Raw genomic sequence first — 23,708 nt, forward strand, 5'->3', positions numbered from 1 at the left:
GCGCAGGCGGGCTTCGCACCCGTAGCCTGCGGCTTCAGACGCGGGCGGACTGAGAGGAAACGCAATGGCGCCACGCATGATCGCAATCTACGGTAAGGGCGGAATGGGGAAGAGTTTCTTCACCTCCAACCTGACCGCGCGGCTGGCATACGATGGCTATCGTGTGCTGCAACTCGGCTGCGACCCGAAGCACGACTCGTGCAACACGATCTTTGGCGGGCATTCGCTGCCGACACTGGGCGATCAGTGGCGCCTGTTCAGGGAAGCGGGAAAAGAAGATCAACTGTCGATCAGCGACGTGATCTTCCGCAATGAACTACGTCCTGGTGTGGTGATCTTCGGGTGTGAACTCGGCGGTCCCGAAGTCGGGCGCGGCTGCGGCGGACAGGGCATTTCGACCGGCTTCAAGGTGCTCGAAAACCTGGGCATGAGCCGCTGGAACCTCGATTTCATCGTCATGGACTTCCTTGGCGATGTGGTGTGTGGCGGGTTCGCCACGCCGCTCGCACGTTCGCTTGCCGAACAGGTGATCATCCTTGTCGGGCACGACCGACAATCGCTCTACGCGGCGAACAATATCGCGCGCGCAGCGCAATACTTCCGCTCAATGGGCGGCACAACTCAGATACTGGGGTTGGTGGTGAACCGCGATGATGGCAGCGATACCGCCGATCAGTATGCGAAGGCGGTCGGGTTGCCTATCCTGACGCGTGTGCCGCTGAGCCGCAACGTGCGTGAACTCGCCGACGCCTGCCGCCTGGCGCTCGAGGACGAACAGTTCAACCGGATTTTTGGCGACCTGGCAGGGCGTGTTGCGCGCGGGGAATTGCAGCCGGTCGATACCTACACGCCGCTGAGTTACGATGAGTTTCTGCGCGTCTTCGGCGCCGAAGAGCCGCCTGGACGGCCCGACCCGGCGCGTGAGGCGGATCTGTTCGGCGAAAAGGCGCCGGTCTTCACTGTGCCGCTCCTGTCGTTGAAGCCCGTTATTCCACAGGTGCAGGTGACCGACCCGGTGCAACTCAAAGTGCAACAGATGATCGAAGCGATTGGGATGTACGTTACCGATATGGTGCGCAGCGAACGCGACGGGATTACCGTTACGTCTGGTTCGGTCGAGATCCGCCTGGGAGAGCCGCACGACCTCGAACATAAGGTGGCATTTCTATCGGCGCTGCGGCGTTCGGGGCAGGCGTTCAGTTTCGTCGATCTGCGCTACGCCGATGCGCCGACGTATCGGTGAGGAGGCGAAAGGACCAGGGCAAGCGGCAAGAGTGCGGCATAAGCCCATCACCCCGCGCTGGCGGGTGATCGGGACGTCATTGCGCCACATCGGGAACGGGTCAAACGGCACGGTGTTGTACACACGGCGACAGTCATTTATGGAATGTGATCTCAAATACCTGAACACGCTGCTGGTCGAGCGGATGAAAGTCAAGCGGCGACCGGTTGCAGTGACGTACTGCGAAGAGGCGCCGCCTCCGGGGTATGAACCGGCGAATGTCGTGGCATGCGCCATCATCCGTGAGGCGGAAGCAGGACGGCGGGTGTACGTCGATGCGCACCATCACGATTGCTGGGTGGGGCAGTATCACCTGGGCTGGTTGCCCGACGCTGGCTCTCTCATTACCAGGGGACAGTATCTGACGATGGCGCAGGGGTTCTTTACTGTGGAGGGAGCACAGCGCAACAAGGCGCAGAGCTCAGTGTTGCCCGCCGGGTCGATTGCTGCGCTTGCCGCTGCTCCGCTCGATGACGTGCCGGAGGGTGTGCCGGTCGATCTGCTGGTCTGCATTACCGATCCAATGCACGCCATGCAGATCGCAGGTGCGGCGTCGGTGCGCGAAGGGACCTTCCCAATTGGCGAGTTGGGTCCGTCGGCGTGCGCGTCGATCTTTGCAACGCCGCGTCTCATGCGCAACAGCGTGTTTACCACGGGCGACGGCGGCGGTCGGATGCACAATCGGGTGGCGCCAGGCGAAATGTTCATCGCCGTGCCGCGTGAGCATTTCCGGTATATCATCGAGGTGATCGAAAACTTCAGGATCGATCCGGAGGAGATGCGCCGGTTGATAATGCCGTCGCGCGCGCGCAACGGAAGCGACGCATCGTGATGCTGACAGCACAGCAGCATTCGGTGGGTTCTTGGGTTACGGTCCGTCTCATAACGTCTGATCCGGCAGGATGACCGGTATGCAACAAACGTTGGCTGAGCTTGTCGAAGCCAACACTCACATCCACGGGTAAGCGTTGTGAGAAATGCTGTGAGGCTCAGTGGGTTGGTATCCAGGTCATTCTCGTACAGGTAAGGAGAGGTGCTATGGACTTTCTGATTCTTCTGCAAGCGGAGCCATCACCATGGCCCGTCTGGTCCGGCTATGCGCTCTGTTTCGTGCCGCTCGCGGCGGTGATCCTTGGCTTCATCATTGCGGCACGCTTTACCGACAAGCAGGCGACGTCCGCCTACCTGCGGCTCGACCCCGCGAAGGCGAATGAGCCGGAGCAGCAGTAGGGGTTAGGGAACCGAGAACCGAGAACCAAGAATTGAGAACCGAGAACCAGAGACGGCGGACGTAGGGCTTTGAAGGCGCCGCAGTTCTGAAGAAATCCATGTTCTTGTTCTGTGGTTCTTGCGGAAAGGTGCGCGTTGGCGCAATCTTTCCGTTATCCATGTAGTAAAGAGTATGTCGTGATTGTTGTGATGTTCTTCACCTCTCCGATATTCTGCTCTCCTGTCTGCTATTTGAAAGGCGCGTTCCATGGAGCCAATCGCGTTGAGCGCTGAGCAATCGCAGGGGCACACCTGCAAACTTCACCCGCAGTCGATGTGCCCGGCGTTCGGGTCGTTGCGCATTCTGAGCCGGATCGAGGGGTCACACCCCGTTATGGCGACCGATACCGGGTGTCTCTACGGGTTGACGTTTGTGACCCATTTCTATGGTGCGCGTAAGTCGATCCTGGCGCCAACGCTGGGCAGCGCCGAACTATACTCCGGCGAGATCGTCGAGGGGACGCGCGCAGCAATCGAGGCGGCGGCGCGTGAGCCGGGGTGCCGCCTGGTGCCGGTGGTCTCGCTGTGTGTTGCAGAAACAGCGGGCATGCCGGAGGAGTTGCTGCCGCGCAAGGTTGGCGATGCCGAGGTGGTGCTGGTGCGTGTGCCTGCCTATGCGATCCATTCGCATCCGGAAGCGAAGGATGTGGCGCTCGAAGCGTTGTTGCGTCGGCTGGGCGATCGGGAGGGACCGCGCGAGGAGCGCACGGTTGTGGTGGTCGGCGAAGTCTTTCCTGCCGACCAACTGGCGATTGACGCCATCCTGCGACGGATGGGGGTCGAGGCGACGATTGCGCTGCCGGGACGCTCGATTGACGACCTGCGGCGCGCCGGTCGGGCAGCGGCGCTGGCGCCGCTCCATCCGTTCTATAAAGGGGTGACGCGCCTGTATCGCGAATGGGGCGCGTCGGTGGCCGGCGGCGCGCCGGTGGGTATCAGCGGCACGTATGCCTGGCTCAAGTCAATCGGCGCTTTGCTGGACCTCGACCCGGCGCTGGTTGATCGGGTGGCGCAAGAGGAACGCGACAAAGCGCAGGCAGTGCTGGCGGCGAAGTCGCTCAAGGGCGCGCGCGTGCTGGTGACCGGCTACGAAGGCACCGAACTCGCCTATGCGCGGTTGCTGGTCGAGGCAGGCGCCGAAGTTCCATATGTCTCCACCTCGATTGGCGTCGATCCGCTGTCGCTCCCTGATGAACTGTGGTTGAAAGCGCGCGGAACGCAGGAGGTCGTCTATCGCAAGGCGCTGGAAGAGGATATGGCAGCGCTCGACCGGTATGCGCCCGATTTCGTGCTGGGTACGACGCCGTTCGCGGCTGCGGCAAAGGAGCGCGGCATTCCAGCGATGTACTTCACGAACCAACTGGCGTCGCGTCCCTTCTTCCTCAGCAGCGGCATGGCGGCGACGATTGGCTTCGTAGCGGAAACCCTGGAGCGCACCAACCGCTATCGTGAGATGGTTGCCTTTTTTGCGGAGTGATCGGCTATGCCCCCTGCACTGATTCGCGATCTTTCCGATACGTCCGGGTACTGGGCGGCGGTGTGGACCATGTGCGCTATGCCGGATGTCCACGTGATCGCCGATGCGCCGGTCGGGTGCTTCAATCTGGTGGCAACGGCGGTACCCGACTATACCGACGCTATTCCTCACATCGAAAACATGACCCCGGCAACGATCACCGAGCAGGAGGTCGGTGCGAAGGGTACGAGTGACAAGGTGCGCTGGACGTATGAGAACCTCCGCGCCAGCGGCGCGCTCGACAGCAAACAGGTCATCGTGATTTCGACCGCCGAGAGCGAAATGATCGGCGCTGATCTGTCGTCGCTGGTGGCGACCCTTGGTGAAGGGACGCGCTTCTACTGGAGTAACTCGCTTTCAGAAGACGAATGGGCCGGGCGCGATCGCGTGCTGCGCTGGCTGTGGGAGCAGTTTGGCGCTCCGCACGCCGCCGGGGTTCAGCCGGCGCCGGGGACGGTCAACATCATTGGTCCAACCTACGGCTGTTTCAACTCATTTTCCGACCTGGAGGAGGTCAGGCGACTAATCGCGGGCGCCGGCGGGCGGATCAATCTGGTTTACCCGATGGAGGCGACGCTGGCGGATACGCCGCGCCTGGCAGCCGCGCAGGTCAATGTGGTGATGTACCGCGAGTTCGGCGCCGGTCTGGCGGGCATGCTCGGTCAACCGACCCTCTACGCACCCTTCGGCATGCGCGAAACGACAGCGTTTGTGCGTGAACTGGGGCGCCTGCTGGGAACGTCTGAGCAGGCGGAAGCGTTCATTGCCAGCGAAAAACGCACGACGCTGCGCGCCGTGTGGGACCTGTGGCGCGGACCGCAGGGGGACTGGTTTGGCACGACGGACATTGGCATCGTTGCGGGGCGGTCGTATGCCGAAGGGTTGGCGCGCTACCTGGGAGACGAGTTGGGCATGAAGATCGCTTTTGTCTCTGCCCGTCCCCGTCGCCCTGATGATCCAGATAATGACGAAGTGCGCCAGATGCTGCACCGCCGCGCGCCAGCCTTCGTCTTCGGCTCGATCAACGAAAAAATCTATCTGTCCGAGGCGGGCGCAAAGTTTGCGCGCTTCTTCATGGCGGCGTTTCCCGGTCCAACCGTGCGCCGCGCGGTCGGCACGCCGTTCATGGGATACCGTGGCGCAGTCTATGTAGTGCAGGAAATCGTCAACGGGTTGTACGACACCCTGTTCAACTTTCTGCCGGTCGATCAGGCGTACAGTATGATCCGCGGCGGTCCGCCGCGGATCGAGCCGGCGCCGGGCAATCTCCCCTGGTCGCTTGAAGCGAAAGCGGTGCTCGACGAGGCGCTGGAAAAACTTCCCTACATCCCACGCATTTCGGCGAGCCGCCAGATACAGATGCAGGTCGAGTCCCTGGCGCGCGAACGTTCACTCAAAGAAATCACGCCGGACCTGGTGCGCGAGGCGCTGGCGAACGCGGGGATGTGACGCCTGGAGCGGCGAGTCTTCGTCCTGAATGAAGCGATGATCGTAGCAGGCTGATGGGTCCGGGCATTCAGAGGGCATCCGGACACGGCGGGCTGAGGATGATGAAACCGGTAGATCTGTGCCGCGCGGTCGCGCATCCTCTGCGCTGCGGGCTAATTGTTTTTGAAAAAATAATCCGGTATTGCCCGATGAAGCCCGCCTGCGCGGGCTTCGCTTCCCGTAGCCCGCGACTTCAGTCGCCGGGCTACAAGGCGAATAGCGGAAATAATTATTCAAAGTCCATTAGCTCGCAGCAATACCGGACGCACGCCAGCCTGTTCTGTCCCTATGACGGGATTGAGATCGCACAATGCAACATCACCGCGTGTAATGGTTGCCATGCGATCTCTCCGCGCTCAAGACGGCGCTCATAGTCTTCCAGGTTAGCCAGATAGTCGGAGAAATCCGCCTCAGACAGGTCTATGCCCTCCGAGAACTGATTCCAGAGTTGCCAGCGCATCTGGTCGTGGCGTGTGAGAAGAAAGTCAACAAAATCACGCACCTCTTGCACTAGCGGCTCAGGCAGTTGGCGAATTTTTGTGATGGTTTCATCGTACACGCTCATACGTTCCTCTTGATAATGCGGGCAATGCACTGATGGCATGCCTGCGACACAAGCATGCCAGTTGCGCAGAACGTTGACTACTCGTCACATAAGACGTTCAACCCTGATAATGTGATCCAGCAACCCGCGGCAGGCGCGGTCGATCATGTCATGAACGTCGCGGAAGCGCCCGTTGTAGTAGGGGTCGGGAATATCGCGGAGACCGAGGTCGGGCGCGTGGTCGAGGAGCAGGCTGAGGCGCACGAGCGAACTGCCAGCCATACGGCGCAGGGTGTCCAGGTGGGCGCGTTCAGCAGCGACGATATAGTCGAAGCGCGTAAAATCGTCGGGATGGACGACGCGCGCGCGATGGGCATAGCGGATGCCGCGTTCGGCAAGGATGGCGGTGACGCCGGGATGCGGCGGATCGCCGACATTCCACGCGCCGGTGCCGGCTGAGTCGGTTTTGATCCGCCCGCTTAACCCTGCCTGCTCGACATAATGTCGAAAGACGCCCTCAGCCATGGGGGAACGGCAGATATTCCCCGTACAGACAAACAGCACACTGACGATTCTGGCGTTCACGCCGCTTACCTGCGCTCCTGGTGTATCATGGCGTCGGAAATGCCGCCTCCTTATTAACGGAAAGTATACCATATCCATGGAGACGCTCACCGAACGACTGGCTGCCGTGCGCGAGCGGATCGCCGCTGCTGCGTGTCGCGTCGACCGCGATCCTGCCGCGGTTCGCCTGGTGGGAGTGACGAAGGCGCATCCGGTGGAGATGATCCGCGCGGCGCTCGACGCGGGGTTGCGCGATATCGGCGAAAACCGGGTGCAGGAAGCGGAAGCCAAAATGGCGGCGCTCGGAGCGGAACGCCATCGTGTGACCTGGCACCTGATCGGGCATCTGCAGACAAACAAGGCGAAGAAAGCCGCCATGCTCTTCGACATGGTGCATTCAGTCGATAGTCTGCGCCTGGCGCAGATGCTCGACCGTTATGCGGCTGAGGCGCAGGGTCGTCTGCCGGTGCTTTTGCAGGTGAATGTTTCCGGCGAAGCAACGAAGTCCGGGTTTGATCTGCACGGATGGGAGGAGCAGCCCGACATCTATGGGCGTTTTTGCGCTGATGTCGAGCAGATCCTGGCGTTGCCGCACCTTAATGTGCGCGGGTTGATGACCATCGCTCCCTGGGGACCCGATCCGGAAGCGGCGCGTCCGGTCTTTCGCGCCGTGCGGCGCCTGCGCGACGCTCTGGCGCAGCGCTTTCCCGCAGCCGCGTGGCGCGAACTGTCGATGGGCATGACCGATGATTTTGAAGTCGCCATTGAGGAAGGAGCGACCATTGTGCGGATCGGGCGGGCGATCTTCGGCGAACGGTAAGGATTTGTCATCCGGGCAAGAATGTGCTACCATCGCGCGTACAGCGCGAGAGCCATTGAGGGTAAGGAGGGGACCTGTGAGCATCCTGGTCGATAAGAACACCCGTCTGCTCGTGCAGGGCATTACCGGGCGCGAGGGAGAGTTTCATACGCGCCAGATGATTGCGTATGGCACGAATGTGGTAGCAGGCGTCACGCCCGGTCGTGGCGGGCAGACCGCGATCGATGGCAAGGTGCCGGTCTTCAACACGGTGGCGGAAGCTGTGAAACAGACGGGCGCCAATGTCTCGGTTATTTATGTTCCGGCGGCGTTTGCGCCGGATGCAATGCGCGAGGCGGCTGCAGCGGGCATCCCCTTGATCGTGTGCATCACCGAGGGCGTTCCGGCAAACGACATGGTGGCGACGTATGCGTTCATTCGTGAGCATGGCGCGCGCCTGATCGGACCGAACTGTCCGGGGTTGCTCACTCCCGCTCAGGCAAAGGTGGGAGTCATTCCGGGCAACATTGCGTCTCCCGGATCGGTTGGCGTGGTGTCGAAGAGCGGTACGCTCACCTATGAAGCGGTCGATGCGTTGACGCGGATCGGATTGGGGCAGACGACGATCGTCGGCATTGGCGGCGACCCGATCATTGGCATGTCGTTTGTCGATGTGTTGGAGATGTTCCAGGCCGATCCCGAGACCGAAGCGATTGTGCTGATCGGCGAGATTGGCGGCGCGGCGGAGATCGATGCGGCGAAGTACATTCAGGCGCACGTCACCAAGCCGGTGGTCAGTTTCATTGCCGGGCAGACGGCGCCGCCGGGCAAGCGCATGGGGCACGCTGGCGCAATCATCACGGGTGGCGAGGGTACAGCGCAAGAAAAGATCGCCGCGCTCGAAGCTGTCGGCGTGCGCGTGGCGCGTCTGCCAACCGACATCGCTCAGCTGGTGAAGGAGAGCATGTAGGGGGCGACGCAACACGTACAGCCGTTGCACTGCAACGTCTGTACGTGTTGCATTGCAGGCCGTGTACAGCCGTTGCATTGCAGGCCGCGTACAGCCGTTGCACTGCAACGGCTGTACACGGGTTTTCCCCTTCTTATTGCAACAGCATCTCGAAATTCGGTCGATCGCCGCCGCTCAGGCGCCGGAAGGCGCGCTGAATCAGGCGTACGGTTCCCTCTCCCAGCCAGTAGGTCAGGATCGATCCCAGGATGAGGCCGACTGCGCTGCCAACGGCTGCGCCGAGGCCAAAGATGACGTAGTGAGTACGTTTGCTGGCATTCATACTGATACCCTATTGCAGAACGACAACCGGGGTCGCTTTGCTCCATAGCCGTTCGAGCCGATACCGGTCGCGCAGTTCGACAGAAAAAATGTGGACGACAACGTCTCCGTAGTCGAGGAGCACCCAACCTGTGTCGGCTGTCCCTTCGATGCGCGGCTGGAGATCGTATTCGCGGGCAAGCCCTTCGTCAATCGCTTCAGTGATCGCCTTGAGCTGGCGTTCGCTGCCGCCGGTGCAGATGACGAAATAATCCGCGACGCTGTTCAGCCGGCGCAAGTCCAGCAGCACGATGTTGCTGGCCTGCTTGTCCTCGGCGAGCGCCACTGCCCGCCGCGCAATTTCTGTCGCCTCTACGGCCTGTTCCTGGATCAGAGCAGCCTCCTTTGTCGATTCCAGAACTGATGTGCACTACTCGCCGGATAGACCGGCGCTTGCTCTGATTCTACCAGAATCATGGGATGCGTGCAATGTGATTGCCCGTCGGTTAGATAAAGTTGAACTTCGTTGAGTTCTTTGTGAGAAGAATGTGATGTACAATGTCAGTAGTCTATCTGAATAGCACAGAAATAGGAGAGTGCAGGATGCGCATCAAAGTCGTGTTGGAAGCCAGCGATGAGGGTGGATACACGGTGTACGTTCCATCATTGCCCGGTTGCATCAGCGAAGGAGGCACGGTAGAAGAAGCATTGCGCAACATCCAGGAGGCTATCGAACTCTATCTTGAACCAGTAGAGGACGATCTGGTCATCACAGAGCACGCGCTGGTGCGCGAGATTGAGCTATGAGCAAGACGCCCAGTCTGCCGTACCACGAGATTGTCCGCGCTCTGCAACGAGATGGGTGGATAGTTGTGCGTCAGCGTGGCAGTCACATCCGACTGCAAAAACACCTGGGAAGCGACGTGCTCAAGATCACCGTACCAACGCATCGACCAGTCAAACGCTCAACACTGGCGCACATTCTCAAGCAAGCGCGGTTGAGCGTGGATGATTTTTTGAAGCTGTTATAAGCCCACTACGACAGCCCCATCCCCAACAACGGCGCCAGCGCCCTCCCCGCCGTTTGCATCAGAAATGTCGCCAGCGGCGACTCGCGCAACGCCGACTCCCACGGTTCAATGGGATGGGCGTGGACGATCAATGCCAGTGCGGTGATCAGGAGCGCGGCGTGGACGCCCCCCAGCAACGCCCCCGCCCCCTGATCGGTTTTCCCGGCGATCATCAACCCGACGTACAACTGCAGCAGCGACGCCAGCAGGCTGGCGCTTCCGCTCACGAGCGCCAGCAGAATGAGCGCCCCGCCGATCTCTGCAACGGCGCGGTCGTCAACGAACGACATCAGCGCATCGGCTGCCAGCGCCCCGTAGCGACCGGCGACGGCAACCCCGGCAGCCAGCCCGGCGAGCGCCAGCAGTTGCCGTACGACGCCCCAGTAGTAGCCAGCGATGCCCGCCAGCGCCAGGATGATGACGATCAGAACGTCGAGCGGGTTCATAGTTATCGAGCGACCGCTCAAGCAGCCCGTTGCCGCACGTCATACGGCTGGATCAAGACCTCTGCCGGCGCTCCCAGACCCTCGTGCAACCTGCGAATCATCTCCAGCGTCAACGCCCGTCGGCGATTGAGCACCTCCGAGACCCGCGCGCGACTGCCGATATAGGGCTCCAGGTCACGTCGAGTGAGACCGCGGCTTTCCAGGATGTACTCGATCATCGCAATCGGATCGGGCGCGGCGATCGGTATGTGTTTCGCCTCATAAGCCTCAACCAGCGTGGTGAGCACGTCCAGGCGATCACCTTCTGGCGTGCCGGGACGCGCGGACAACAGTGTTTCGATTTCTGCAAGCGCCGCGTGATAATCAGCGTCGTTGCGAATCGGTTTGATCTCCATGATAATGCCTTCCCTAAATACGCTCTGCGTCGATCTGATCGTATTCCTGGTGTGTGCCAATAAAGCGTATATAGACGATGCCGAAATCGTAATTGATAGCCACGACAAGGCGATAGTTGTTCCCGCGGATATTGAAGACCACCCGGTTATTCGCCAGGATGCTTGCCGTGGCGTAGGTTTTGCGAATATCATCAGGGTTTTTCCAATCGGCGTGTTTGACATCGTAATACCAGGCTTTCAACGCCTGTTCTGCATCGGCGTGGCGTTCCCAGAACTCCCGCAGGATCTTTTTGGCGATGATGCGCACAGCCTGGCTCGCACAAGACAGGATCCTCTCCTTCGCGTAACTATAGCATGTTCCCATAACGGGATCAAGGCGCAATTGCAACAGATGACCCCTGAAATGACGTGCGGGCGCCCGTGCGCCCATTGCCGGAAGGCGGCTGGAGGCAACGCGGATCTGCTACATCAGGACGCCACCCACGCGGGCATGAATACCTGCGCTGCACGCACGAAGCCCCGCGTGCGCGGGGCTTCGTGCGTGTTGCTAATGTAAGGGCGATGCCCCCGGTGGCAACGGTCATGTCTGTCTGTGGAGGGGGGCGTTGGCTGAGCCTGTCGAAGCCAACGCCTATCATGTTTTTTCTATCAGGTGACAGTCACCTTAGATCACTCCACCGTATACTCGCCCTCGACGACTCCTTCGTCCTTGCCTTTGCGCGCGCCAGCGCCGTCGCCGCCGCCAGCGTAGGCGCTCTGCGACACCTGGTACATCGCTTGCTGCAACTCCGCCGAGATCGACCGCATGCGGCTTTCGTTCTCCTGGCTGATTGCTTCGCGCAGGTCTTTGATCAGACCTTCGATACGGCTCTTGAGTGCGGAGTCGACTTTGTCGCCGAGTTCGTTCAGCGACTTCTCGCTCTGGTATGCCAGGCCGTCCGACTGGTTCTTGAGTTCGACCAGTTCACGCCGCCGCTTATCCTCGGCTGCGTGCAGTTCGGCGTCGCGCACCATCCGCTCGATCTCTTCCTTCGACAGGTTCGTGCTGGCGGTGATCGTGATCCGCTGCTCCTTACCGGTTGCCTTGTCGCGGGCGGACACGTTCAAAATGCCGTTGGCGTCGATGTCGAAAGTCACTTCGATCTGCGGCACGCCGCGCGGCGCCGGCGGGATGCCTTCGAGCCGGAAGCGCCCCAGCGTCATATTATTGGCGGCCATTTCGCGCTCGCCCTGCAAGATGTGAATGTCCACCGCCGTCTGCCCATCGGCAGCCGTCGAGAAGATTTCGCTCTTGCGGGTCGGGATCGTCGTGTTGCGCTCGATCAGTTTGGTCATTACGCCGCCAAGCGTCTCGACGCCAAGCGAGAGCGGCGTCACGTCGAGCAGCACCACGTCCTTCACCTCGCCGCCAAGCACGCCCGCCTGGATCGCGGCGCCAACCGCCACCACTTCGTCCGGGTTGACGCTGCGGTTCGGCTCTTTGCCCGTCAGCTTGCGCACCAGGTCGAGCACGACCGGCATACGGGTGGCGCCGCCCACCAGCACGACCTCATCGAGGTCGCCTGGCTTCAACCCGGCGTCCTTCAACGCCTGGAAGAACGGACCTTTCAGGCGCTCGGTCAGGTCGGCGGTCAACTGCTCGAACTTCGCGCGGCTGAGACGCATCTGCAGATGCTTCGGACCACTGGCGTCCGCTGTAATGAACGGCAGGTTAATCTCGGTCTCCGACATGCTGGAGAGTTCAATCTTCGCCTTTTCCGCCGCTTCCTTCAGGCGCTGCAACGCCTGGCGGTCCTTGCTCAGGTCGATGCCCTGATCCTTGCGGAACTCGTCGATCAGCCAGTTGGCGATCCGCTGGTCGTAGTCGTCGCCGCCAAGGTGCGTGTCGCCGTTGGTGGCTTTGACTTCAACCACGCCGTCGCCGACTTCGAGCACCGACACGTCGAACGTGCCGCCGCCAAGGTCAAACACCAGGATGGTCTCATCCTTCTTCTTATCGAGACCATACGCCAGCGCAGCGGCGGTCGGCTCGTTGATAATGCGCAGCACCTCAAGCCCCGCAATCTTGCCGGCGTCCTTCGTCGCCTGGCGCTGGCTGTCGTTGAAGTATGCCGGAACCGTAATGACCGCCTTGGTCACCGGCTCCCCCAGGTAGGCTTCGGCGTCGGTCTTGAGTTTCTGCAACACCATCGCCGAAATCTCCTGCGGCGCATACTCCTTGCTGGTGGCTGGCGAATAGACGCGCACATCGTTGCGCGAACCCTTCACCACCTTGAAGGGCACCATGTCGCGCTCAATGGTCGTCTCGTCGAAATTGCGCCCGATAAAGCGCTTGATCGAATAGAATGTATTTTCAGGATTGATCGTCGCCTGGCGCTTCGCCGTCAGACCAACCAGGCGCTCGCCGTTTCTGGTGAACGCCACCACCGACGGCGTGGTGCGGTTGCCTTCGGCGTTCGGAATGACGACCGGATCGCCGCCTTCCATCACCGCGACGACCGAGTTGGTCGTGCCCAGGTCGATGCCTACAATCTTCGACATAGTCGTCTCACCTTCTTCCCGTGCAATGATGATTGTGAACTGTGCGGAAACGCAGCGGACTGCTGCGCCCGCTGCGCCTGTCACTGCTGTTAGTTTACCCGTTTCTTGCTAATGCGCTATATGTGCAGTGTTAGAGGTGTGTTAGATTTCTGCGCCGCTGACTTTTGGTACCAACGTCCTACTATGCCCGCTTGCATGTCATGATATATTAACCTTGACAAGCCAGACCTAGTACATGGCAGTCTGTTGCCTCGCCAGGAGCGTTCAATGTCGCGTTTCCCTTCCGCTCTCCTGCTGCTCATCACGCTGATGATCGCCGGAGCGCCGTTGCTGGTTGGTCCTGCCGCGTCTGTTCCGGTGGCGCAGGCGGCGGGGGAGTTTGTGGTGACGACGGCTGAGGATGCCGAGGGTACGACGTGCCCCGTTTCGACAAGCGGCAATCCCGCTGCTCCCGATCCAACGTGTTCGTTACGTCAGGCGATCAAGGCGGCGAATGCAGCCGGCGGCGGCATCATTAAGTTCAACATTCCGCCTTCCGGTCCCGCGTTTGAAACCAACGGCCTCTACCGGGCGATTCGCATTCGCGTGCGTGATGTCTACGGTCCATTGCCCGCGCTTGAAGGCAACATTACGATTGATGGAAAATCGCAGGAATTGAATTGGCCTGCTCAGGCCAATCTCATCGGTCCTGAGATTATAATCGATGGCTCGGAGCTGCTCGACCGCAGCGGTATTCGTCTGATCGGGACGGGGAATGTGGTGCGCGAGATTGCAGTGGTTAATTTCAAGTCCAGCAGCGCCACGCCGAGTTTTGGTCAGGGGGTCGGCATCGATGTGGTGAGCGGCAGCAACCATCGTATCGAGGGCAACTATGTCGGCATCGATCCGGTCTTGCCGACGCTGACGCTGAGCGGGAATGGCTTTGCCGGCATCTGGGTCGAGCAGAGCGCGAGCGATACCGTGATCGGCGGATTGCGCACCGACCTCTCGAAAGCAAATTTCATTAGCGGCAACAATCTGGACGGGATCGTCGTTCAGGGTCCACGCGCCAAAATCCAGGGCAACTTTATCGGCGTCGGGCGCCTGCTTACCGCCGAAACGTTTCAGTTGCGCAACCTCGGCGCCGGGATTGTTGTCCGATATGCGGACGGGACAATCATCGGCGCTACGCCAACCGAGCCGGACCCGGCATATGGCAATGTCATCGCCGGCAACAACAATTTCGGTATCGTCATCAATGGCGGAACGAATACACAGATTGCGGGGAATTACATCGGTCTCGGCTCAAATGCCTCGTCTGCATTGGTCGTCCCCATTCCAAATGCAGCCGGCGGCGTCGAGGTGCATTCGGAAGAGTTTCCGGTCAGCAATGTGAGGATTGGTCTGCCATCGCCGGACCTCTCGACGAACCGGCTGCGCAACTTTATTGCTGGCAATACCGGTCCGGGCATTGCGCTGCGCGGCGATCGCCTGAGCAATATTCGCATTGTCAATAATTACGTCGGCTTGAACGATCTTGGCAATCCGATAAGCGGGTTGAACAACACCGGCGGCGGCATTGTCATCGAACGCGGAGCGCGTAACATCACCATTGGCGGCGCAACCCTCAGCGAGCGCAACGTCATCTCCGGCAATACCGGCGACGGCATTGTGGTGCGCGGGCGTAATCCGTTTCTGACGACGCAGGACAACACCATCATCGGCAACTATATCGGCACGAACGTCAGCGGATCGCTGATGGGACCCGGCTTTGCCAACCGCTCCGGCATCGTGATCGGCGACCATGCGCACACGACGGTCATCGGGCAGCCGGGGGCGCCGAACCGGATCGGGTTCAATAGTCTGTATGGCGTGGCGATCACCGGCACGAATATCCTGACTACCACGCTGACGGACAATGCGATCGTCTCGAATGGTCTCGATGGCGTCTATGCCGTTGGCGCGGTCAATCTCAGCATCACCGGCGCGACTACGCCAACGCTGATCGCCCGCAATGGTCGGAATGGCGTGTGGGTCGATGGCGGGCGGGTGATCACCATCCAGAACGCGACGCTGCTCGACAATGGCGACGATGGCGCGCGCCTGGCGAATGTGACGCAGACGACGCTGAGAGCTGTCGTTGCCACGCAGAACGACGATGGCATCGACATTGCCGGCGCAGTGGAGACGCTGATCGACAATAGCCAGGCGAGGAATAACCGCGAAAATGGGGTGCGCTTCACCAACGGCGTCACCACGACTCTTACCGGTTTGACCTTCCAGCAGAACCAGCAGAACGGTCTCGCGCTTACCGGCGTGCTCACCGCGACGCAGATTGCGTTGACTCAGGCGATCAGTAATACCCTCAACGGCTTCCTGGTCAATGGCGCTACGGACGGCATGACGATAGCGGGCAATACGATCCTCGGCAGCGGCGCGGCGGGCATGGCGCTGACGCTGACGCCGGGACCTGCGCCGGTGCGTGATGTGATCGTGTCCGGCAATATGCTCGACCGCAATGCGTTCAGTTTGCCCGCGTTCGGCATCCAGATCAGCGGCGGCACGGAGGTGGTGACAGTCACCGGCAACATGGTTGACGGGACGCGCAACGGCGGCGGCGTGCTGCTGCCGGCGGCGAACCAGATGACGCTCAGCGGCAACGTGGTGCGCTACAACAACGGTCCGGGGTTCCGGGTCGAAAATGGCAGTGATCGGGTGGTCATTGAAAGAAATGAGATCATATCGAACACTATCGGTGTCGAGGTGCGCAGTGCGACGACGACCAGCACTGCGGTTCGTTTCAATAGCATTACTCTGAGCGGTGCGACCGGATGGGGCGGAACCGGTTCCGGCGTTGGCGTGGCGGTCAACGATGCGCAACGCACGCTCGTCGAGCAAAACTCGATTGCCAATAACCTGGGCGCCGGCGTTCATGTGAGCGGCGCTGCGTTGCAGACGCAGGTGCTGGACAATTTCATTGTCAACAACGCGCTCGGCGTGCTGGTGGGCGCGCCGGTCGGCGGTCCGTTTGCGCCGCTGTACCCGCAGCAGACGCGGATTACCGGCAACAGCATTAGCGGCAATGGCATCCCGCCCGGCGGTCCGTTCCCGGTCGATGAGACGTTGCTTGGGCGCGGTATTGTGCTCAACCCCGAAACGCCGACCGGCGGCGTCGCTGGCAACCCGAACAACGACATCGACCCGCCGCTGGCGTCGTCGCTGCGTATGAGCGCTGCTGGCGTGCTGACTGGCCGGGTCGATACGGCGAACGCGCCCGGCGGGTGCCCGGCAGGCGGCGGCGCGCGCTGTCTTGTGCAGTTGTTCCGTCCCGATCAGAACACCCTCGATGGACAGGGTCAGGAGGCTGCCGGTGAGACGATCGTTGACGCCACCGGCGCATTCACCTTTACCGTTGGCAGTATTCCACGCCAGTTGACGCTTACAGCGACCGACCCGCTGAGCAATACGTCGCGCTTTGCGATCTTTGCGCCGCGCCCGGCGCTCAGCATCGGCGCGCCGCAGGCGCAGGCGGCGGACCCTGGTCAGGTCATCACCTATACGCACACGGTTACCAATAACGGCAATATCGAACTGCAGGATGTACGCATTTCGGTGACCACCGCGCGCGGTTGGGAGAACCTGTCGCCGCCGATTGCCATTCAGCCCTCCGGTTCGTTCTCGCTCGCGCCGGGTGAGGCGCGCCAGGTGACGGTGTCGGTGCGCGTGCCGACCGGCGGCATCCCGCAGGCGGCGCCGGGAACGGATCTGATGACGGTGCGCGCCGATGGAACGACCGTCAGTAGCGGCAACACCTATACCGCCACGGCGTCGCTGGTGAACACCACCACCGTCAATCCCCGCATTTTTCTGGAATTGACGCCGGCATCCGCTGAGGGGCGCGGCAATCCAGGGGTGACCGTGCCGTACTTCTTCCAGGTGCGCAACACCGGCAACATTTCGGCGACGACCAGCATCACCGCAACGTTTGACGATCCGGTGTTCGCCGTGAACTGGCAGCGCTCGCTGCCGACGACGAGCCTGACGATCCCGCCGGGCAAGACGCGCGCTTTCTCGCTGACCGTCACGGTGCCGCCAGCGAGCGCCAACCCAATTTCCGGCACGTTTGCCGATGTGACGGTGAACCTCACGCCGACCAGTCCAGTGGACCCATCGCAAGCCAGAACCGCAAAGGCGCGTACTATTGTCGGTCAGTTGTCGCGCGCGCAGGTGACGCCAGCCAGTGCCGAGAAAGAAGGCGCGCCGGGCGAAACGGTTATCTTCCTGCACGAGATCACGAACCTCGGCAATGGCACAGATACGTTCCAGATCCGCGGCGTGCCAGCGCTGGGCAGCCAGGTGCGTTTCACCTCGCTCACGAGTGGCGTGTCGATCAACAGCGAAGGGCGGTTTACTCTGAACCAGGGCGCAACGGCGATCATCCGGGTCGAGGTGACGGTCAATCCGCGACTTGCCCGCGGCAATGTCGAGAATGTCTTCATCGAACTCCGAGACCTGAACGGCAACGTCATCGGCGGCGCATTCGCGCAGGACCGCGTGCGGGTGGTCAGCGCCATTCGCAACGTCTACCTGCCGCTCGTCGTTCGATAGAAACCGAGGTGTCCTTTGGCGCGCGCATATCGTCTTCTCTTCGTTCTTGCGCTGCTGGCGTTCTCCGTCGTTGCGCCGGCGCCGTCGGCGCTGGCGGCGACCTTCACTGTCAACAGCATCGCTGATGATCCCGATGCCAGCCCCGGCAATGGCGTCTGCCAGACGGCTGGCGGCGTGTGTACACTGCGCGCAGCGATCCAGGAAGCCAACGCGCTGGCGGGACCCCATACCATTCAGTTCAACATCCCGACTGCGTCGCCAGGCTACAATCCCGCCGGATACTGGCTCGTCCGGCCAGCAAGCGCGCTACCGGACATTACTGCCGGGAATGTCACTATCGACGGCAGAACGCAACCGGCGGGAAACCCATCCTGGACGCATCCGCGCATCGTGATCGACGGCTCGCTGATCACTGGCGGCGCGAATGGTCTGACGATCACCTCGTCGGGGAACACCATCCGCCGTCTGACGATCCAGAACTTTGTCACCTCGGCGTCCGATCTTCTGGGAATAACTGGCAGCGGCATTTTCATCCGTGACCCGGGTGCGACAAACAACCGCATTCACGGGTGCTACCTGGGCACGACGCCAGACGGCGGCAGTGCGGCGGCGAACCGGTTCGCCGGCGTGCTGGTGCGCAATGCAGGGAACAATATCATCGGCAACCCGACGGCCGGCACGGGTCCCGACATCGATACAGCAGGCGATAACGCGCTGGGCAACCTGATCGCCGGCAATGGTCAGACTTTTCTCATTGCCGCAAATGTCTACCTGACCGCTTCTTCCTATGACAACGGGCGCGGCAATGTGATCCGCGGCAACCTGATCGGCACGAACCTGGCGGGCAATGCCAAGATCAGCGGCGATCCGGGCAATCAGCGGTATGGGGTTCTACTCTACCAATACCTGGACGATACGATCATCGACGCCAATGTCATTTCAGGGCACGATGCCGGGACCAACTCCTACGGCATCTACGTATTTGGCGATAGTGCTGCGAGCAGTCCGACCGATACGATCATCAGCGGCAATGTGATCGGCACGACAAAAGGGGGAACCTCAACGACCCGCGTTCCCAACGGCGTCGGCATCTACATTGGCGGTGCAAGCAACACGCTGATCGGCGGCGCAACCCCGGCGGCGCGGAATATCATTGCAGGCAATGGCGTCACGTCGCCGAACGGCCATGGCATTCAACTGAGTTCGAGCAGGGTTTCTGGCACAAACATTCAGGGCAATTCCATCGGTCTGAATGCCAATGGCGCCTCGTTCGGGCGCAGTGGAACCGAATCGCTGGGCAATCTGGGGCATGGCATTCTGGTCGAGACCAATGCGCGCCAGACGACGATCCGCGACAATCTGATCTCGAACAATTTCGGGAATGGCGTTCGCCTGGCGACCGAGGGCTCAGTCGTTGTCGGGAATCGCATCGGGGTCAACACTGCGTCGCCGCCGGTTTCGGACGATACCTTCGCCAATGGACAGGCGAGCATCTGGATCAGCCGCGGTACGACGCCCAGTGTATCGCCGGGGAACCGGATCGGCGGCACGAACCCCGGCGATGCCAATATCATCGCCTATGGGCTGGGGTCCACGCCGGTTGCCGTGCAGATCCGCCCCGACGGGACGTCGAACACCTCGAACAACGAAGTTATCGGCAACTATATCGGTGTGGCGTCAACCGGTCAACCGTTGCGCGCCAGTCCGTCAGCGAGTTCGATCGGTGTCTACATCGTCGGCGCCAGCCCGCTGCGCGCCGATAATAACCGCATCACCGGCAACACAATCGGCGGATTGGGCACAGGCATCCAGATCGAATTGTCGTTCACGACAGGGAACGAAGTCAGCGCCAATACTATCGGTCTTGCCGGTGCCGGCAACCGGTATGGCGTCTCGCTGCTCCAGACGAGCGGCAATACGATCGGCGGCAGCGGCGGCGTTGGCTTCAACAACACGCGCAATGTGCTGACCAATAATTCGCTGCACGGCATCCTGGTGGGAGCGAACTCAAGTGGCAATACGCTTTTGCGCAATCTGGCGCGCAATAATGGCGGCACATCCGGCGGGCATGGGGTGATGGTCGACTCGACCGTCAGCCAGGTGCGCATCTCCGGGACGGAGACGAGCGAAAACAGCGGGAAGGGGATCAACCGCGCCGGCAGCCCGCCGACGCCGCCGACAATCAGCGGCATCACCGGCGGCAGTCCGCCAACGCTTCAGGTGCAGGTTCCGGCGAGCGCCAACTGTGGCGCGGGCGGGTGCCGCGTCGAGGTGTTTACCAGCCCCACACGCGACAACGCCGAGGGTCCGCGCTATCTGGCGTTCCTCGACGGCGCCCCCGCCGGCGCGACGGTCAATGTCCCTGTGCCTGACTGTGACCGCTTCTTTTCGGCGACGGTGACTGATCAAACCGGCAATACCTCGGAATTCAACGCCACAATGTTCGAGGCGCCGTTTAGTTGTCAGACGGACTTCACTCTCGCGCAGACCGGGCGCAACCCGCCGGGGACCGGACCGGTCAATCCGGGCACGAATGTTATCTACACCTACACGGTGACGAATACCGGCGCTTCGCCGATTGTGGTGAATCTCTCGCGCAGCGACCCGACCGGTTGGGCGTCGGCGCCGTCGCCGGCAACGCTCAACCTGAATGCCGGAGCGTCGGGTACATTCACGATTTCCGTTGCGGTTCCATCGAATGCACTGGCGGGGAACTATACCTTCAGCGTGACGGCGCAGGTTGGCGCGACGCAGCGCACTGTCAACACCACCACAACGGTGGCGCAGGTGTATGGCGTGGCGATTGCGCCGACCAGCCAGACCGCTACGTTCGCCCGGCCGCAGATCATCACGTTTACCCACACGATCACCAATACCGGCAATGGAACCGACACGATTGCAGTCGCAGCCGCAGTGTCGCCGAACGATGGCGCGACGGCCAGTGTGATCGGCGGCAACTGTGTCAGCTTGGCGGCATTCTCGTCGTGTACGCGGCAGATACAGTTGAACATTCCCCTCGGTCCCGGTTCGTCGCTCTACACCGTGACGGTCACTGCGAGTTCGGTCGGCAATCCCGCAGTGCAGGCAACGGCGATCGATACGGCGTCGGCAGGCGCTGCGCCGCAGATCGCGCCCGCTTCGCAACTGAAGGAAGGGTTGCCCGGCGAGACGGTCACGTTCACGCATACGGTGACGAACATCGGTCAGAGCGCAGGAACCTTCACGCCGTCGCTCACCCTCTCGCAGGGCAGCCCGTGGAGCGGCGGGTTGATCGATCCATCGCCCTTCGCCTTGAATCCCAGCGAGTCGCGAGTGGTCACACTGACAGTGACTGTGCCGAATGCGCCGATCCCCGACGCGGGCACGCTGGTCACGGCGACGCTGACGGTCCAGGCGACCGGCGGGGCATCGGCGAGCGCCGCAAGCATCACGCGCGTCGGGCTGGTTCCGGGCTTTACGTTCAGCCCGGCGACTGTGCCGGCGCTCAATCTGCCGCCGGGAGCAACGGCGATTTTCACGCATACGCTGACCAACACCGGCAATGGGCTGGATACCTTTGTGGTCACAGCAATGTTGAGCGGCGGTCTGGAGAACCTGGTGGTGACGCCGTCTGGTCCATTCTCATTGGGACGTGGCGCGTCGCAGCAGGTGGTGGTGCAGGCGCGGGTGCGCGATGGGCAGTTGGTCGGAACCGAGCAGATCCAGGTGACCGGCGCGCGCGCCGGCGGCAGTGTGCCAACGCAAACGCAGACCGATACGGTGAATGTGCAGGCGGCGCCGGGGGTTCGTCTCTCCCCAGGGCAGACGCAGAGCGTCACGCCGCCAGGGAGTGTGACCTTCACCCACGTGCTGACGAACGTCGGCAATATTGCTGGCGACTTTGGCGTGAATGTGAGCGGTCTGCCGGCTGGCTGGAGCGTCGCCGGTCCGGTGAACCTGGTTCCGGCGGGTTGTCTGACGGGGCTGGCGGCTGGCGCGACGTGTCGCTTCGACCTGACGGTAACCACGCCGTCGCAGTTGCCGCAGGTTCCTGCGGGCGCGTATCCGTTCCAGGTGCAGGCAAGCACCACCGGCGCCTTGGATGCGGTGATTGATACGGTCAGCGTTCTGTCCGTGCCGCAGTTCCTGTTCACGGCGAACGAGAGCGGCAACGGCGCGCCCGATACGGTGATTACCTTCACGCATCGCCTGACGAATACCGGCAACGTGACCGACACCTACACCTTCAGCGTAGCGGTGAGCGGCGGCGGTTTCAGCGCCAATCCGCCAGCGACGGCGGCTGCCGTGCCGCCGGGGGCGGAGCGGCTTGTGCCGTTTGCGGTGCGCCTGCCAGCCGCTGCGCCAGCCGGAACGACCGGCGTCATCACCCTGACCGCAACCTCGGCGCAGGGTGCGCCGCCGCGGAGCGTCAGCGACACCGTTACTGTCAGTGAAGCGGACAATGCGCGCCTCGAGGTGGTTGGTCCAGCGCAACAGACGGTCTTCACGAGCGGCGCTCCGGCGATTGCGATCTACACGCTCAACCTGTTCAACACCGGTAACACGACGATCAGTTACACGCTGCGCCTGAACCCGGCAAGCCTGGCGGGTGGATGGACCGCCAGTGTCACGCCGACGCTCACAGCAGCGCTGCCGCCGAGTGCAACCGCGCCAACGCCGCTGACGGTGCAGGTCAGCGTACCTGCCGATGCGGTGGGAACGCAGGCGGTGACGGTCGAGGCGTTGCGCGGCGACGGCGCCGGTTTAGTGCTGGCAGCGGCAACGCTGACCACGACGGCGCAACTGACAGTGACAGGCGATCTGCTGACGCCGGTTGAGAACCGGGGGTTCGGTCTCCCAGGTGAGACGGTCGTGTATACGCACACGCTGCGCAATGTGCGTCCAGTTGCGGATACGTTCGTCTTCAGCGCACTCGTTCCACTGGGGTATCAAGTGACGCTGCCTCCAGCGACCTTCCTGCAACCCGGCGAAGAGCGCGAGGTGAGCGTCAGCATCCGCATTCCGGTCGGCGTCCTTTCCGATACGGTCGATGCCATGCGCCTGAGCGTGCAGTCGGTCTCCGATCCGAACGTGGCAGCGGATGCGCGCGAGTATACGACTATTCGCCAGGTCGTGAGCGCGGTGATGTCGCCAGAGTACATCCGCGTCGTGCGTGCGGGGGAACAGGTGCAGGTAACGCATCAGTTGCTCAACACCAACAATGCGACCGATACGTTCGTGTTGACCTATGTGCAAACGTTGAACTGGGATGTCGTCCTGCAACCATCGCAGCGCACGCTGGGACCAAACCAGCAGGCGCCGTTCATCACGCTCGACGTGAGCGTGCCGGCGAGCGCGCCGCCGGGATCGGTCAACCGCATCCGGGTGCGGGCGCAATCGCAGAGCGATCCAACGAAGGTCTTCGAGGTGGAGAACCTGTTCGTCATTCCAGTGGCGCTGCCGCAGGTGACGTATGAGGTTTATTTGCCGCTGGTGCAGCGATGAAAATCCTGGTGATCCACGGACCGAACCTGAACATGCTCGGTCGGCGCGAGCCGGAGGTGTACGGCAGTGTCACGCTCGACGAGATCAACGCCGCCTTGCAGGAGCGCGCGGCAGCGGCTGGCATCACCTTGCTCACCATGCAGTCGAACCATGAAGGGGCGCTGATCGATTTTTTGCAGGCCGAAGGGTGGGATGCCGACGGGATCATCATCAACCCCGGTGCGCTGACCCACTACGGGCTGGCGCTGCGCGATGCATTGGCGATGCTCAAAGCGCCGATCATCGAAGTGCACCTGTCGAATGTCTACCGGCGCGAACCGTTCCGCCACACCTCGGTCGTCGCGCCGGTCGCCACTGGGCAGATCGCCGGCCTGGGGTGGCGCGGGTATCTGCTTGCCCTCGAGTGGTTGGTAGGAGATAGGGGGTAGGAGATAGGAAATAGGAGATAGGATA

At 61.7% G+C, this 23,708-nt stretch carries 21 protein-coding genes; 12 read left to right on the forward strand and 9 right to left on the reverse strand.

Annotation, left to right across the window (positions count from 1 at the left end; genetic code table 11):
* Window positions 1-64: 64 nt before the first annotated feature.
* From AC3EA7_RS19025 to bchZ, 5 genes are all read left to right on the forward strand, one after another.
* Window positions 65-1,243 (forward strand): chlorophyllide a reductase iron protein subunit X, encoded by a 1,179-nt coding sequence (locus AC3EA7_RS19025; protein WP_488615652.1) that lies wholly within the window; start codon window positions 65-67, stop codon window positions 1,241-1,243.
* 139 nt (window positions 1,244-1,382) lie between these two features.
* A complete protein-coding gene (locus tag AC3EA7_RS19030; protein WP_488615653.1) occupies window positions 1,383-2,114 on the forward strand; it encodes a DUF169 domain-containing protein in 732 nt (243 codons plus the stop codon).
* Between the two features lie 206 nt (window positions 2,115-2,320).
* Complete coding sequence (locus AC3EA7_RS19035) at window positions 2,321-2,512, forward strand: hypothetical protein (protein ID WP_488615654.1); 192 nt, start codon at window positions 2,321-2,323, stop codon at window positions 2,510-2,512.
* A gap of 247 nt (window positions 2,513-2,759) precedes the next feature.
* Window positions 2,760-4,028 (forward strand): chlorophyllide a reductase subunit Y, encoded by a 1,269-nt coding sequence (gene bchY / locus AC3EA7_RS19040; protein ID WP_488615655.1) that lies wholly within the window; start codon window positions 2,760-2,762, stop codon window positions 4,026-4,028.
* Window positions 4,029-4,034: 6 nt separating this feature from the next.
* Window positions 4,035-5,516 carry a chlorophyllide a reductase subunit Z gene (gene bchZ / locus AC3EA7_RS19045; RefSeq protein WP_488615656.1) on the forward strand — a complete coding sequence of 494 codons (1,482 nt, stop codon included), beginning with the start codon at window positions 4,035-4,037 and terminating at the stop codon, window positions 5,514-5,516.
* 272 nt (window positions 5,517-5,788) lie between these two features.
* Here the strand turns inward: bchZ and AC3EA7_RS19050 are convergent, their stop codons facing one another.
* The 3 genes from AC3EA7_RS19050 to AC3EA7_RS19060 all read right to left on the reverse strand — a co-directional run bounded on the left by AC3EA7_RS19050 (window position 5,789) and on the right by AC3EA7_RS19060 (window position 6,684).
* On the reverse strand, window positions 5,789-5,866 hold the full coding sequence (locus AC3EA7_RS19050; RefSeq protein WP_488615816.1) for a hypothetical protein: 78 nt from the start codon (window positions 5,864-5,866) through the stop codon (window positions 5,789-5,791).
* Entirely contained in the window at window positions 5,842-6,120 is a 279-nt protein-coding gene (locus tag AC3EA7_RS19055; RefSeq protein WP_488615822.1) for a DUF2281 domain-containing protein, read from the reverse strand. The genes AC3EA7_RS19050 and AC3EA7_RS19055 overlap by 25 nt, the downstream gene beginning before the upstream one ends.
* 84 nt (window positions 6,121-6,204) lie before the next feature.
* Entirely contained in the window at window positions 6,205-6,684 is a 480-nt protein-coding gene (locus tag AC3EA7_RS19060) for a low molecular weight protein-tyrosine-phosphatase (protein ID WP_488615657.1), read from the reverse strand.
* A 76-nt stretch (window positions 6,685-6,760) separates the two neighbouring features.
* Between AC3EA7_RS19060 and AC3EA7_RS19065 the strand changes: the two genes are divergently transcribed.
* Together AC3EA7_RS19065 and sucD are read left to right on the forward strand one after the other, a co-directional pair.
* Window positions 6,761-7,483: a YggS family pyridoxal phosphate-dependent enzyme gene (locus tag AC3EA7_RS19065; RefSeq protein WP_488615658.1), complete on the forward strand. Its 723-nt coding sequence runs from the start codon at window positions 6,761-6,763 to the stop codon at window positions 7,481-7,483.
* Between the two features lie 76 nt (window positions 7,484-7,559).
* Complete coding sequence (sucD, locus tag AC3EA7_RS19070; RefSeq protein ID WP_488615659.1) at window positions 7,560-8,432, forward strand: succinate--CoA ligase subunit alpha; 873 nt, start codon at window positions 7,560-7,562, stop codon at window positions 8,430-8,432.
* A 133-nt stretch (window positions 8,433-8,565) separates the two neighbouring features.
* On the opposite strand, the gene AC3EA7_RS19075 is transcribed toward sucD, so the two are convergent.
* Both AC3EA7_RS19075 and rsfS read right to left on the reverse strand, forming a co-directional pair.
* Window positions 8,566-8,754, reverse strand: coding sequence for a hypothetical protein (locus AC3EA7_RS19075; protein ID WP_488615660.1), 189 nt, complete (start codon window positions 8,752-8,754; stop codon window positions 8,566-8,568).
* A 9-nt stretch (window positions 8,755-8,763) separates the two neighbouring features.
* On the reverse strand, window positions 8,764-9,150 hold the full coding sequence (gene rsfS / locus AC3EA7_RS19080; protein WP_488615817.1) for a ribosome silencing factor: 387 nt from the start codon (window positions 9,148-9,150) through the stop codon (window positions 8,764-8,766).
* Window positions 9,151-9,335: 185 nt separating this feature from the next.
* Here rsfS and AC3EA7_RS19085 point away from each other — a divergent pair, with 185 nt between their 5' ends.
* The gene (locus AC3EA7_RS19085) at window positions 9,336-9,539 is read left to right on the forward strand and encodes a type II toxin-antitoxin system HicB family antitoxin (RefSeq protein WP_488615661.1); all 204 of its coding nucleotides are present in this window, start codon (window positions 9,336-9,338) and stop codon (window positions 9,537-9,539) included.
* Entirely contained in the window at window positions 9,536-9,763 is a 228-nt protein-coding gene (locus AC3EA7_RS19090; protein ID WP_488615662.1) for a type II toxin-antitoxin system HicA family toxin, read from the forward strand. The genes AC3EA7_RS19085 and AC3EA7_RS19090 overlap by 4 nt, the downstream gene beginning before the upstream one ends.
* 5 nt (window positions 9,764-9,768) lie before the next feature.
* Here the strand turns inward: AC3EA7_RS19090 and AC3EA7_RS19095 are convergent, their stop codons facing one another.
* From AC3EA7_RS19095 to dnaK, 4 genes are all read right to left on the reverse strand, one after another.
* Window positions 9,769-10,248: a CvpA family protein gene (locus AC3EA7_RS19095; RefSeq protein WP_488615663.1), complete on the reverse strand. Its 480-nt coding sequence runs from the start codon at window positions 10,246-10,248 to the stop codon at window positions 9,769-9,771.
* 17 nt (window positions 10,249-10,265) lie between these two features.
* Entirely contained in the window at window positions 10,266-10,643 is a 378-nt protein-coding gene (locus tag AC3EA7_RS19100) for a helix-turn-helix domain-containing protein (protein WP_488615664.1), read from the reverse strand.
* Between the two features lie 13 nt (window positions 10,644-10,656).
* Complete coding sequence (locus tag AC3EA7_RS19105; protein ID WP_488615665.1) at window positions 10,657-10,950, reverse strand: type II toxin-antitoxin system HigB family toxin; 294 nt, start codon at window positions 10,948-10,950, stop codon at window positions 10,657-10,659.
* A 362-nt stretch (window positions 10,951-11,312) separates the two neighbouring features.
* Window positions 11,313-13,184, reverse strand: coding sequence for a molecular chaperone DnaK (gene dnaK, locus AC3EA7_RS19110; RefSeq protein ID WP_488615666.1), 1,872 nt, complete (start codon window positions 13,182-13,184; stop codon window positions 11,313-11,315).
* A gap of 267 nt (window positions 13,185-13,451) precedes the next feature.
* Between dnaK and AC3EA7_RS19115 the strand changes: the two genes are divergently transcribed.
* The 3 genes from AC3EA7_RS19115 to aroQ are packed head-to-tail and all read left to right on the forward strand — an operon-like array spanning window position 13,452 to window position 23,683.
* Window positions 13,452-17,771, forward strand: a complete 4,320-nt coding sequence (locus tag AC3EA7_RS19115) for a right-handed parallel beta-helix repeat-containing protein (RefSeq protein ID WP_488615667.1) — start codon at window positions 13,452-13,454, stop codon at window positions 17,769-17,771.
* A 15-nt stretch (window positions 17,772-17,786) separates the two neighbouring features.
* A complete protein-coding gene (locus AC3EA7_RS19120; protein ID WP_488615668.1) occupies window positions 17,787-23,255 on the forward strand; it encodes an NEW3 domain-containing protein in 5,469 nt (1,822 codons plus the stop codon).
* Window positions 23,252-23,683 (forward strand): type II 3-dehydroquinate dehydratase, encoded by a 432-nt coding sequence (aroQ, locus tag AC3EA7_RS19125; RefSeq protein WP_488615669.1) that lies wholly within the window; start codon window positions 23,252-23,254, stop codon window positions 23,681-23,683. Before AC3EA7_RS19120 ends, aroQ begins: the two co-directional genes overlap by 4 nt.
* Window positions 23,684-23,708: the final 25 nt, after the last annotated feature.

It is taken from the genome of Roseiflexus sp. (assembly GCF_057785375.1).